General features: G+C 73.6%; 11 protein-coding genes. 2 read left to right on the forward strand and 9 right to left on the reverse strand.

Going from position 1 to position 11,980, the window contains the following annotated elements:
• Positions 1 to 65 precede the first annotated feature (65 nt).
• Positions 66 to 2,813, forward strand: coding sequence for an ATP-binding protein (locus tag ABD332_RS51195; RefSeq protein WP_344512865.1), 2,748 nt, complete (start codon positions 66 to 68; stop codon positions 2,811 to 2,813).
• 116 nt (positions 2,814 to 2,929) lie between these two features.
• Positions 2,930 to 3,847, forward strand: coding sequence for a diacylglycerol/lipid kinase family protein (locus tag ABD332_RS51200; protein WP_344512867.1), 918 nt, complete (start codon positions 2,930 to 2,932; stop codon positions 3,845 to 3,847).
• A gap of 77 nt (positions 3,848 to 3,924) precedes the next feature.
• Here the strand turns inward: ABD332_RS51200 and ABD332_RS51205 are convergent, their stop codons facing one another.
• The 9 genes from ABD332_RS51205 to ABD332_RS51245 form a co-directional block, all read right to left on the reverse strand.
• Complete coding sequence (locus ABD332_RS51205; protein ID WP_344512869.1) at positions 3,925 to 5,298, reverse strand: alkaline phosphatase family protein; 1,374 nt, start codon at positions 5,296 to 5,298, stop codon at positions 3,925 to 3,927.
• Positions 5,295 to 6,431, reverse strand: a complete 1,137-nt coding sequence (eboE, locus tag ABD332_RS51210; RefSeq protein WP_344512962.1) for a metabolite traffic protein EboE — start codon at positions 6,429 to 6,431, stop codon at positions 5,295 to 5,297. Before eboE ends, ABD332_RS51205 begins: the two co-directional genes overlap by 4 nt.
• Positions 6,431 to 7,282 (reverse strand): TatD family hydrolase, encoded by an 852-nt coding sequence (locus tag ABD332_RS51215; protein WP_344512871.1) that lies wholly within the window; start codon positions 7,280 to 7,282, stop codon positions 6,431 to 6,433. The genes eboE and ABD332_RS51215 overlap by 1 nt, the downstream gene beginning before the upstream one ends.
• On the reverse strand, positions 7,282 to 7,887 hold the full coding sequence (locus ABD332_RS51220; RefSeq protein WP_344512873.1) for an EboA domain-containing protein: 606 nt from the start codon (positions 7,885 to 7,887) through the stop codon (positions 7,282 to 7,284). The genes ABD332_RS51215 and ABD332_RS51220 overlap by 1 nt, the downstream gene beginning before the upstream one ends.
• A complete protein-coding gene (locus ABD332_RS51225; protein WP_344512875.1) occupies positions 7,884 to 8,744 on the reverse strand; it encodes a sugar phosphate isomerase/epimerase family protein in 861 nt (286 codons plus the stop codon). The genes ABD332_RS51220 and ABD332_RS51225 overlap by 4 nt, the downstream gene beginning before the upstream one ends.
• Positions 8,741 to 9,613, reverse strand: coding sequence for an SCO3242 family prenyltransferase (locus tag ABD332_RS51230; protein ID WP_344512877.1), 873 nt, complete (start codon positions 9,611 to 9,613; stop codon positions 8,741 to 8,743). The genes ABD332_RS51225 and ABD332_RS51230 overlap by 4 nt, the downstream gene beginning before the upstream one ends.
• A complete protein-coding gene (locus tag ABD332_RS51235; protein WP_344512879.1) occupies positions 9,610 to 10,725 on the reverse strand; it encodes an inositol-3-phosphate synthase in 1,116 nt (371 codons plus the stop codon). The genes ABD332_RS51230 and ABD332_RS51235 overlap by 4 nt, the downstream gene beginning before the upstream one ends.
• A 167-nt stretch (positions 10,726 to 10,892) precedes the next feature.
• Entirely contained in the window at positions 10,893 to 11,477 is a 585-nt protein-coding gene (locus tag ABD332_RS51240) for a YidC/Oxa1 family membrane protein insertase (RefSeq protein WP_344512881.1), read from the reverse strand.
• Between the two features lie 115 nt (positions 11,478 to 11,592).
• Positions 11,593 to 11,850, reverse strand: a complete 258-nt coding sequence (locus ABD332_RS51245) for a hypothetical protein (protein ID WP_344512883.1) — start codon at positions 11,848 to 11,850, stop codon at positions 11,593 to 11,595.
• Positions 11,851 to 11,980 lie beyond the last annotated feature (130 nt).

Genomic DNA, 11,980 nt, shown 5'->3' on the forward strand with positions numbered 1-11,980 from the left:
CCGTGGTGGCGCAGGTCGCGTGCGTCACAGCCGACGCACAGGCTGCCCGCCGGTAGGCTGGTTGCGTGCGGGCCAGCCGTAGCGGAGTGAGCCAGGTGATGGTCGGCCGCGACGACGAGCTGCGCAGGTTGCGCCGGCTTCTCGACGGGTCCGAGCCTTCCATCGCCATGCTCGGCGGCGAGCCGGGCATCGGCAAGAGCCGTCTGGTGCAGGAGCTGATCACGGGGTTGCCCGAGACGGTGCCGGTGCTCGACGGGCAGGCCGATCCCGGCACGCTCAGCCGGCCGTTCGAGGTGCTGCTCGACGCGATCGACAGCGGCCACCGCTCGGCCGGGCTCGACCCGGAGCTGCTCGTGACGGTCACCGACGCGTCGCGGTCCATGATCGACCGGATTCAGGCCGGGCTGGAGATCGTGCGGCAGCTGACGACGTCGGGACCGTCGGTGGTGGTGTTCGAGGACCTGCACTGGGCCGACTCGGAGAGCGTGGCGCTGTTCGAGCGGATCGCGGACCTGCCCGGCACCAGGCTGCTCGTCGGCACGTACCGGCCCGACGAGGTCACCCGCCGGCACCCGCTCGCCGACCTGCTGACCCGCCTCGAACGGCGGTACATGGTGACCAACGTGCGGCTGGAGCGGCTCAACCTCGCCGAGACGTCGCAGTTCCTCAAGTCCGTCACCGGGCGGCCTCCGGCGTACAGGACCGCGCTGTCGCTGCACAACCGCACCGGCGGCAACCCGTTCTTCCTCGAAGAGCTGATCAAGGCCAACGGCGAAGAGGACCTCGACACGCTGTGTGACCGGCCGCTGCCGTGGAACGTCGCGGAGGCCCTGCGCAGGCAGCTCGACGACCTCGACCCGACCGAGAAGCGGATCGTCGAGGCTGCCGCCGTGCTCGGCCGCAAGGTGCCGTTCGACCTGCTCGCTGCCGTGACGAGCCACAGCGAGCCGGAGCTCATCGACGCCCTGCGCGACCTGGTGCGGCGCGGGCTGATGGTGGAGACCGGCGACGACGAGTTCAGCTTCCGGCACGCGTTGACCCGGGAGGCGCTCGCCGACGAGCTGCTCGCCCGGCAGCGCCGCCGCCTGCACGAGCTGGCCCTGGAGACGCTGCTGTCGACCGGCAGCAAGGACTACGCCCTGGTGGCGCACCACGCCCGGGGCGCCGGCCGCTACCTCGACATGGTCGAGGCCGCCCGGCGCGGGCTCTCCAAGTACCTGGCGATGGGCTCGCCCTACCAGGCGCTGCAGCTGGCCGAGATGGGCCTCGACGAGCTGCCCGACGACGTGGAGCTGCTGTCGTGCGGCGCCCGCGCCGCCTGGCTCGCCGGGCTCCTCGACGACGCGCAGCAGCTCGGCCGGCGCTGGCTCGCCGCGGCCGGCACCGGCGACGAGCGCGCCGACGCGCTGCGCCTGCTCGTGCGGCTCAGCTGGGAGGTCGGCAGCAGCGGCAGCATGCAGGAGCGCGCCGAGGAGCTGCGGGCCGAGATCGAGCACCTCGGCGACGGGCCGTCGAAGGCGTACGCATACGCGGCGATCGCGCAGGCGTACATGCTGATGGACAACACCGAGTGCGCCATCGAATGGGCCGACAAGGCGATCGGCCTCGGCGAGCGGCTCGGGCTGCCCGGCGTCTGGCTCGCCGGCAAGGTCGAGAAGGGCTCCGCGCTGGTCAACTTCGCCGCCGGCGTCGACGACGGCATCAAGCTGCTCAACGAGGCGGCCCAGGAAGCGGAGCAGGCGGGGGAGTGGCTGCTCGCCGCGCGGTCGCTCAACAACCTGTACAACCTCCTGCCCGGCGGCCCCGCCGACTGGGCCGCGGCGCTGGAGCGCATGCGCACCTTCGCGGAGCGGGCCGGCTTCGACTCCCTCGCCGTCGCCGCGTACTTCCAGGGCCGCGCCCGGCTCGCCGTGCAGGAGGGCAACCTCGGCGGCGCCCTCGCCGAGCTGGAGTCCGCCCGCCGCCGCGACCGCGGCCTGCTGCGCACCCGCAACGGCATCGACTACCACGGCGTCTTCTTCGCCGGCCTGCTCCTGGAGGCCGGCGAGCTCGACCGCGCCGACGCCGTCATCCGCGGCATGGTCGAGGCCACCGACACGTACACGATGCTGACCCAGACGTCGGTGCCCGGCCTGCAGTTCCACCTGACGGCCCGCCGCGGCCAGACCGAACAGGCCCGCGAGCTGCTCCGCGCGGTCCTCGACGCCGTCCGCGCCACCGGCGTCACCGGCCGCGACTTCGCCCACGACCTCATCTCCGCCGGCCTCGTCGGTGGCCTCGCCGTCGACGAGCTGCGCCCGGTCGCCGCCGCCATCGACGACCCGTTCTTCGACGACGCGTGGCGCTGGCTCGCCGACGCCCAGATCGCCGAGGCCGCGGGCGACCACAAGGCCGCGCTCGCCGGGTACCGCCGCGCCGTCGCCGAGCCGTCCATGCTCCTGCCCGCCACCAAAGGCTCCGGGCACGTCGGCGCCGCCCGCTGCCTGCTCGCCCTCGGCGACCTCGAAGCCGCCCGCCAGCACGTCCGCGTCGCCGAGCCCCTCCTGGCCCGCTGGTCCGGCTGGCGCGTCGCGGAGCTCTCCGCCCTCCGCGGCCGGCTGGGCCTCGCCGCCCCCGTCGCCGGCGACCAGGCGCTGACACCCCGCGAGCGCGAGGTCGCGGTGCTGCTCGCGGAAGGCCTGACCAACGCGGAGCTCGCCCGCCGCCTCTACATCTCCCCCCGCACCGCCGCCGTGCACGTCTCCAACATCTTGAGCAAGCTCAACCTGGAGTCCCGCACGCAGATCGCCGCCTGGGTCCGCGCCGGCAGCTGACTCCTGCCTCGTCCTGCCGCCGGCGTACGCCGCCCGCCCATCTCCGTTCTCCGCGCCGCAGCTGTTCTTTGCAGGTTGATCGCGCGACGTCTATCCGTGCTGCTGAAGCTGGGCGAGTGACGGGCGTCGTGAGCGGCTGGGCGCCGTATGGTGGGCGGGTGCTGGTCGTCACGAACGAGCTCGCCGGCCGGACCGAGGCCGAGGCGGTCGAATCCGTCCTCGGCGTCCTGCGCGAAACCGGCGACGTCGAGACCATGACCTGCGGCCATGCGGGCGACGTCGACAGGATCCTCGACGCCCGGCGCGGCCGGCGGCTGGTGGTCGTCGGAGGCGACGGCTCGCTGCACACGATGGTCGGCGCCCTGCTGCGCCGCGGCGAGGCCGCTACCTGCGAGGTCGCCCTCATCCCCCTCGGCACCGGCAACGACTTCGCCCGCGGCGTCGGCATCCCCGTCGACGACCTGCACGCCGCCGCCCGGATCGCCGCCGCCGGCATCGCCGGCCCGATCGACCTGATCGTCGCCGACGGCGACGGCGTCGTCATCAACGCGGTCCACGTCGGCGCCGGCGCCGAGGCGGCCCTGAAGGCCCGCCCCCTCAAGAAGCACCTGAAGATCGCCGCGTTCCCGATCGGCGCGGTCCTCGCCGGGTTCACCGCCAGCGGCTGGCGCCTGCGCGTCACCGTCGACGGCACGGTGGTGTCCCGCGGCCGCCGCCGCGTCCTGATGGCAGGCCTGTCCAACGCGCCGACCATCGCCGGCGGCACCGGCGAGCTGGCCCCCGTCGCGGACCCGACGGACGGCCTGGCCGACATCACGGTGTCGTTCGCCGTCGGCCCGCTCGCCCGGGTCGGCTACGCCCTCGCCCTGCGCAAGGGCCGCCACCCGGGCCGCGACGACGTCATCCACCGCCGCGGCCGCGACATCCACATCGAAGGCGACCCGTTCCACGTCAACGCCGACGGCGAGCTCGCCGGCCCCTTCCGAAGCCGCCGCTGGACGGTCGCCCAGGGCGCCTGGCTCCTCGTCCGCTGACGGCCGGCTCTTCGAGAGGTGGACGACCGAGTCGTGGGTACCGCTCGACGCGGTCGTCCACCAAGCCGCCGGAGCGGTCAGGCCAGGCCGGCCAGGCGCAGCAGCAGGCCCTTCACCTCCGTCGCGTCGACCGAGTCCAGGGACAGCGACGGGTCGCCGCACATCCAGACCGGGCCGTCTTCGACGGTTGAGGGGAGGAGGCCGTGGGAGCCCTTGACCGCCTTGGCGCCGGCGTCGAGGCCGACCACGTTCATCATGTACCGCAGCCCCAGCTTCTTGCGGGCCAGTGCGACCCCCGCACGGGCCTTCGCCGCGCCGGGGGCGGCGGGGTCGAAGAGGAGCTCGGCCGGGTCGTACCCGGGCTTGCGGTGGATCTCGACGAGCTGGGCGAAGTCGGGGCGGCGGGCGTCGTCGAGCCAGTAGTAGTACGTGAACCAAGCGTCGGGCTCGGCGAGCAGGACCAGCTCGCCGGCGCGCTCGTGGTCGAGCCCGGTCCGTGCCTTGCCGGCGGCGTCGAGGACCTCACCGACGCCGGGCAGGGCCGCGCACAACTTCTGCACCGCCGGCAGGTCCGCCTCGTCGCGCACGTAGACGTGGGCGATCTGGTGGTCGGCGACGGCGAACGCCCGTGAGGTCCACGGGTCCAGGTACTCCATGCCGTCCTGGGTGTAGACGTTGAGCAGGCCCTCGGCGCGCAGGAGGCGGTTGACGTCGACGGGCCGGCTGGCCTCGGTGATGCCGTACTCGGACAGGACGACGACGGTCACGTCCCGGGCGGCCGCGGCGGCCAGCAGGGGAGCGACGACGTTGTCCAGCGCCGTGGCGGCCGCGGCGGCCTCCGGCGAGGACGGGCCGAAGCGCTGCAGGTCGTAGTCGAGGTGCGGCAGGTACACCAGGGTCAGGTCCGGCGACTTCTCGACCATGATCTGCTCGGCCGCCCTGGCGATCCACTCCGAGGACGGGATGCCGGCGCCGGGACCCCAGTAGGTGAAGAGCGGGAACTCACCCAGCCGGGTGGTGAGCTCGTCGTGCAGCGCCGGCGGGTACGTGTAGCAGTCCGGCTCCTTGCGACCGTCGGAGTAGTAGATGGGGCGCGGGGTGACGGTCCAGTCGACGTCGGCGCCCATCGCGTACCACCAGCAGACGTTCGCGACCGTGTAGCCGGGTTCGGCCCGGCGGGCCGCGTGCCACAGCTTGTCGCCGCCGACGAGCGCGTTGTGCTGCCGCCACAGGAAGATCTCGCCGAGGTCGCGGAAGTACCAGCCGTTGCCGACGACACCGTGGTCGGAGGGCATCGCCCCGGTGAGGAACGTCGATTGCACCGAGCAGGTGACCGCGGGCAGGACCGGGCGCAGCGGCACGGCGGCGCCGACGGCGGACAGGTGCGGCATGTGCGGCAGCAGCCTGGGCGTCAGCCCGACCACGTCGAGGACCAGCAGGGGCTTGCTCATCGAGGCTCCAACGTTTTGAGACCGAGGTCGTGCAGGATGTCGCGGGCGTAGGCGAGCTCGGCGGCCATCCCCGCGGCGAGCTGCTCGGGGCCGGTGGGCCGCTGGGACTCCGGCAGCACGCCCCACGTGTAGGTCTCGACCTCGAGGTGGTCGCAGCCGGCGACCGGCCCGCCGAGCAGCGCCGCGAGGCCGGCCCGCAGCACGTCGGTGGTCGCCTGCAGCGGCGGCTCCGGCGAGGCGTGCAGCGGCACGTGGTAGTGCACCCGCCACGGGCCGCCGTCGCCGCTGGCGAGGGCCTCGTCGAGGTCGTCGAAGGACGCCGCGCAGCCACGGGAGCGGGTCTGGTGCATGAAGCGTGGCTCGACGTAGTCGGCGAGCGCGGGCACGGACGGGTCGTCGACCGCGAGCGCCGCCGACACCTGCACCTTCACGACCGGCAGGCCGGTCCGGGCGAGCCGCTGCACCGCGGTGACCGGGTCCTCCCATGCGCAGGCCAGGTGCGCGAGGTCCAGGCAGACCCCGAGGTACCTGGGGTCGATCCGGGCCAGGTGCACCGTCGCCTGGAGGGTGTTCTCGATGACGCACCCCGGCTCCGGCTCGAACGCGACCCGGATCGGCCGGTCCAGGAACGACAGCCCGTACGCGAGCTGGTCCAGGGCCCGCTGGACGGCGGCGACCTGCGGGCCGTCCCACGGGTCGCGCCAGCCGAGCGGCAGCGTCGAGATCGAGCCGCGCTCCGCGTCGTCGGGCAGCAGGTCGACGAGGACCCGGGCGAGGTCCATCGTGTACCGCAGCCGCCGCGGGTCGGCCCAGTCCGGCAGGTACACCGCCTTCTTCACCACCGGCGCCTGGAACGCCTCGTACGGGAACCCGTTCAGGGTCACCACCTCGAGCCCGCGGACGTCCAGCTCGTGGCGCAGCTGCCGGCGCAGCGAGGCGTCACCGGCGAGGGCGGCGGCCACCGGAGCGGCGAGCCACAGGCCGAGGCCGAGCACCGGCGTGTCGAGGCACGACCTGACCCGCGCCGCGTAGACATCGAGTTGCGTCAGGATCCCGGGCAGGTCCTCCGCGGGGTGGACGTTGGTCCCGTAGGCCAGGTGGACCACCTGGCCGTCGGGGTGCCGCAGCCGCATCACGACCCGCCGCGGAGGATCGAGTTCCCCTCGAAGGTGGCGTCGGCGGAAGCGAGGTCCGAGACGTCGAGGCGTTTGGACTGCCCGTAGAACTCGACCGGGTTGCGCCACAGCACCCGGTCGACGTCGTCGTCGCTGAACCCGGCGGCCAGCATCGCCTCGCCGGTCCGCAGCGTCAGCAGCGGGTCGGAGCGGCCCCAGTCGGCCGCCGAGTTGACCAGGACCCGGTCCATGCCGTGCTCCTGCAGGATCGACACCATCCGCGACGGCGTCATCTTCGTGTCCGGGTAGATGGAGAACCCCATCCAGCAGCCGCTCTCGGCGACCCGCGCGACGGTGACCTCGTTGAGGTGGTCGACGACGACCCGGCCCGGGTCGATCCCCGACTCACGGACCACGGCGATGGTCCGGTCGGTGCCGCGGGCCTTGTCGCGGTGCGGGGTGTGCACCATCGCCGGCAGGTCGTGCTCGACGGCGAGGGCGAGCTGCGCGGCGAACACCTCGTCCTCCTCCGGCGTCATCGAGTCGTAGCCGATCTCGCCGACCGCGACGACGCCGTCCTTCTCCAGGTACCGCGGCAGCACCGACAGCACGTCCCGGCAGCGCGGGTCGTTGGCCTCCTTCGGGTTGAGCGCGATCGTGCAGTGGTGCCGGATACCGAACTGCGAGGCCCGGAAGGGCTCCCACCCGACGAGGGAGTCGAAGTAGTCGGTGAACGAGCCGACGTTGGTGCGCGGCTGCCCGAGCCAGAACGCCGGCTCCACCAGCGCCCGGACGCCGGCGGCGGCCATCCGCTCGTAGTCGTCGGTGGTGCGGGACGTCATGTGGATGTGCGGGTCGAAGATGCGCATCACGAGACCTTTTCCTGGAGGCGGTGCAGCAGCGCGGTGGCGTCGTCGGCGACGGCGCGGCCGGCGGCGTGCCGCTCCTCGACGAGCCCCGCGAGCATGGTGGCGAGCTCCGCGTCGGCGCGGGTGTCGAGGTCGGCGACGTCGGCGAGGGGCAGGCCCATGAAGACGGCCTTCAGCACACCCTGCCGCCACGCGGCGGCGGGCAGGCACGCGGCGGCCGGCCCGAGCGCGGCGGAGACGAGCCTGGTGTCGTTGGTGCGCAACGCGTCGAGCAGGAGCCCCGGGAACGAGTCCTGCACCGGCAGCAGCGGCAGCGCCCGCAGCACCGCGCGCTTCTCGGCGGCGTCACCGAACCGGTAGAGCGGCTCCAGCTCGGTCTGCAAGGCGCTTTCGGGCAGCCGGGTCAGCAGGAGGACCCGGGCGGCGTCGTCGACCGTCCATCCGGGCAGCCCGCCTGCGCCGTTCAGGGCCCACCGGCCGCAGCGGCGGCCCGCGGCGGGGAACAGCCGGCCGATCGCCGACGGCTGGCGGGCCACGGTCTCCAGGGCCGTGTCGAGCCACACCGTGTCCGTCAGCTCGGCGGTGAGGGAGTCGTACAGGTTCATGGCACCTCCTGGAATCGGTCCAGTGACTGCGCTTCGGCGGCGCGCAGGAAGGCGAGGGAGTCACGGGCCACCGCGGGCGCGGCGTGGCTGTGGCGGGGGAGCTCGACGGCGACGAGGCCGCCGTAGTCGGTGTCGTTGAGGGCGCGCAGCACCGCCGGGAAGTCGACCTCGCCGGTGCCGAACTCGAGATGCTCGTGCACGCCGCGAACCATGTCGTCGATCTGCACGTTGACGAGCGACCCGGCGACCCGGCGCACGCAGTCCTCGGCGGAGATCGGCTCCAGGCAGCGGCAGTGGCCGATGTCGAGGGTCAGTCCGAAGTGGACGGGCGCGCCGAGGTCGGCCCGCAGCCGCTCCCAGTCGTCGATCGACTCGACCAGCATGCCCGGCTCGGGCTCGAAGCCGAGCATCATCTCCACGCCCTCGGCGGCGGCGAGGACCTCGGCGCTGCCGGTGACGAGCCGCCGCCACGCGAGGTCCGGCGCCACCCCGGGCGGGCGGACGCCGGCCCAGAAGCTGACCGCCTCCGCGCCGAGGTCCGAGCCGATCCGCACGGCCCGGCTCAGGAAGTCGATCCGCGCCTCGGGCTCGTCGTCCAGCAGCGTCGGCGCGTGCTTGTGCCACGGGTCGAGCAGGAACCGGGCACCGGTCTCGATGACGACACCGAGGCCGAGCTCGGCGAGGCGGTGGCCGAGCGCGCGGACGTGCCGCCAGAGGTTGGCGTCGTACGGGTCCAGATGATGGTGGTCGAGGGTCAGCGCCACGCCCGTGTAGCCGAGCCCGGCGATGACGGTCAACGCGTCGTCGAGCCGGTGGTTGCTGAAACCGTTGGTGCCGTACCCGAATCGGAGACTCATGTCGGCGACAGCCGCTTCGCGAGGTGCCGGCCGAGCGGCGCGGCGGCCGCGACGGCGATCCCGGCGAGGGGTGCGCCGGCCCGGGCGGTGAGCGCGCCCTGCAGCGTCGGCAGGTTCACGATGCCGGCGCCGACGGACGCGCGGATGTTGCCCGCCGTCGGCTTCTCCAGCGCCTTCAGCTGCGCCTCGCCGTAGCGTTTCGCGTACCAGCCCGACAGCGCGGCGGGAATCCAGGACCACCGGCCGACGGGTCGCGCCGGCAGTGCCGCCGCGGCGGCGACCGCGGCGGATCCGGCGAGCGTGGCCGCGGGCAACGCCGGCGTGGAGCCGTGGACCTCCGCTGTGGACAGTGCGGTCACGGTGTACGTGTGGGCGAAGACCGTCGCCGCGGGGTACACGGCGGAGCGCAGCCGCCCACCGCTCGCACCGAGCAGCACGTCGAGGGCGCGGCAGGCGGCCATCGCGGCGGGGCCGGCCGGGGTGTTCTTCAGCTTCAGGTCGTAGGCCCAGACCGCGCCGGCGAGCGGCACGGCCACGGCGAGGGCGCGGCGGCCGCCGGCGAGCCCGGCGAGGGCCACCCCGGCGGCGGTCAGTCCGGCGGCGACGCCGAACGCGGTCCCGGGGGTGATGCGCCCCGAGGGGATCGGCCGCTCGGGGCGTTCGGTGGCGTCCAGGTCCCGGTCGGCCCAGTCGTTGGCCGCCATGCCCGCCCAGTACAGCAGGACCGACGATCCGGCGAGGACCGGCGTGCGTGGCCCGAGCGTGCCCGCGGCGGCCGCGCCGGCGACGACGTCACCGGGCACGCTCAGCGCCGCGGGGGCACGGACCAGCTCGGCCAGGGTCCGCCAGTCGGGTCGGGCGGGGTTCACAGCGACCGCACGAACGCGGCGAGGGCCTCGAACTGGGCGCCGAGGGCGTGGTCGACCTCGCCGAGCGGGTCCTTGAAGAAGAACGCCAGCTCGGTCAGCGGCCCGGCCCGGCCGGCGGCGTGGGCGGCCGCGGCGAGCCGGGCAAGGTCCAGGACCAGGGGCGCGGCGAGCGCGGAGTCGCAGCCGTGCCAGGTGAACTCCATCCGCATCGGCGTGCCGAGGAAGCCGGCGAACGTGATGAGGTCCCAGGCGGTCTTGAAGTCGCCGATGTCCGGCACGTACTCGATGCGGGTGTGGCCGTCGGGCTGGTACCCGAGGGTCTCGCTGAGCACGCGCTGCTTGCTGGCGGACTTGGCCGCGTTGGCGGCCGGCTCGGCGAGGGTCGCGCCGTCGCCGCCGCCCAGCAGGTTGGTGCCGGACCAGGACTTCACCCGCAGGTTGCGCATCGCGAACATCGGCGCCAGCACCGACTTGATCAGCGTCTCGCCGGTCTTGCCGTCGTGGCCCGCGTACACGACGTTGCGGGCCTGCGCCAGCTCGTGCAGCGCGGGCAGGCGGGCGCCCGTCGACGGGGTGAAGTCGACGAACGAGCAGCCGGCCTCGAACGCGGCGTACGCCATCAGCGAGCTCGGTGGCAGCGTGTCCAGCGCGTCGTGCAGCGAGTCCAGCGAGGCGTGCGCGGGGTGCGGCGTGACGGCGGCCTCGGTCGAGGCGACGTTGACGACCACCACGCGGGCCAGGTTGTGCCGCCGCTGGAAGTCCAGCAGGTCGGCGGTGACGGCGGCGGCGACCTCGGCCGCGGTGCCGTGCGGCAGCGGACGGATCTCCTCGTCCACCGCCGACAGCTCCGAGTGCAGCGTCGCGACCAGCCTGGCGGGCACGACCCCGGCCTCGGCCAGGGCCTCCGCCTTCTTCACCACGCAGATGGTGGCGATGTCGTGCCCGCCGAAGACGATTTCGCCGAACCCCGGCAGCGCGTCGCTGCGCAGCACGGGATGCTCGGTGACACAACCGATCGGCTCGGTGAGCCCGGCGCGCACTGCTGCGGCACCGACGATGCTGGTGACGGCGACAGAGCCGCGCGCGCCTACCAGCCACACACCCGTTTGCACCGGGCCCTCCAAAGGCGGTTGGAATTGTGTGACGATCTTGGGGGCGACATCGCCGATTGTCGCTGATTTGGCAGCGTAGAACGCGTGTCCGCCTTCCGCTAGTGGCAACCGAACTTTTATACAAACGAAAAAAACTTCGCACGTGTACGTGCAAAAGGCCGCCGGTCTCAACGCCGGGCGACGGCCCGCTCGACGGCCGTCCAGACCCCCGACGTGACCAGGTAGATCCCGGCCGCGACGGGTGTGATCACGGAAAACGCCACAGTCCCGAACGACAGCAGGCGGACCAGTACGGGCGAGCCTTCAGGCAACTGGCGCACGTTCCAGATGGCGATGGCGGTGAGCGCGGCGGCGATCAGCCACCCGGCGGCGATCGCCGGATGGTCGAGCAGCCGGGCGGTCAGGTCGGCACCGAGCAGGGTGTGCCCGCGGACGGCGTCGCCGGTGAACTCGCGGTACAGCAGCCAGATGAACGGCGCCTGAGCCAGCATCGGCAGCAGGCCAGCGAGCGGCCCGGACCCCTCCGCCCGCATGAGCTCGGTGGTCTTCTCGGCGAGGACGACAGGATCCTTGCCGTGCCGCTCCCGCAGCTTCGCCAGCTGCGGCGCGAGCTTGGCCCGGACCTTCTCGGCGCGGTACGCGCGGAGACTCAGCGGCAGGAGCGCGGCCCGGACGGCGAGGGTGGCGATGACGATGGCGGCGGCGACGGACCCGGTGGAGGTGGCGAGCAGGGTGAGGACATGGTGCAGCACGGTGGGAGCCCTTCGGCTTGGACGCGCGCACGCACGCGCCGGCCGCCGCACGGGTCGTCGGCAGGGCAGGAGGGCGCGCGGGAGGTGGACGAACGGAGTCGGACTCGGAGTCGGACTACCGCTGTCCGGGCGCGCGTGGCCGGGGCCGGCCGGCCGCGTCGGGGTCCATGGCCCGGGTGGGCTGCGCCCGCCGGGACCGGGCCCGGGCGGGGACGGGCATCACCCGCCGCGCCGCCATGGGCGCGCCGGTGAGCAGTCGTGCCGCCAGGACGATCGCGAGCGCCGTGAGCACCGCCGTCGCCACGGCGACAGCGTCGGCCGGCGAGGTCACCGAGGACCACGCGGCGAGCAGAGTGGTCAGCGACCACGACATGCCCCGAGAATACGACACGGCACCACCCCCGCGCCGCCCTCGACGGTGCTGTCACACCCCCCGGTCACGCCGGCCGGGACCGCTCCGTCACGCCCGCCGGGACGGACACGTCACGATCGGTGCGGGGTGG

It is taken from the genome of Dactylosporangium maewongense, from assembly GCF_039531485.1.
Classification (GTDB): Bacteria; Actinomycetota; Actinomycetes; order Mycobacteriales; family Micromonosporaceae; genus Dactylosporangium; species Dactylosporangium maewongense.

Coding starts and splice junctions, on each gene's coding strand:
- ABD332_RS51205 (WP_344512869.1), bottom strand. CDS start 5,298: ATGAGCAAGCCCCTGCTGGTCCTCGACGTGGTCGGGCTGACGCCCAGG.
- eboE (WP_344512962.1), bottom strand. CDS start 6,431: ATGCGGCTGCGGCACCCCGACGGCCAGGTGGTCCACCTGGCCTACGGG.
- ABD332_RS51215 (WP_344512871.1), bottom strand. CDS start 7,282: ATGCGCATCTTCGACCCGCACATCCACATGACGTCCCGCACCACCGAC.
- ABD332_RS51220 (WP_344512873.1), bottom strand. CDS start 7,887: ATGAACCTGTACGACTCCCTCACCGCCGAGCTGACGGACACGGTGTGG.
- ABD332_RS51225 (WP_344512875.1), bottom strand. CDS start 8,744: ATGAGTCTCCGATTCGGGTACGGCACCAACGGTTTCAGCAACCACCGG.
- ABD332_RS51245 (WP_344512883.1), bottom strand. CDS start 11,850: ATGTCGTGGTCGCTGACCACTCTGCTCGCCGCGTGGTCCTCGGTGACC.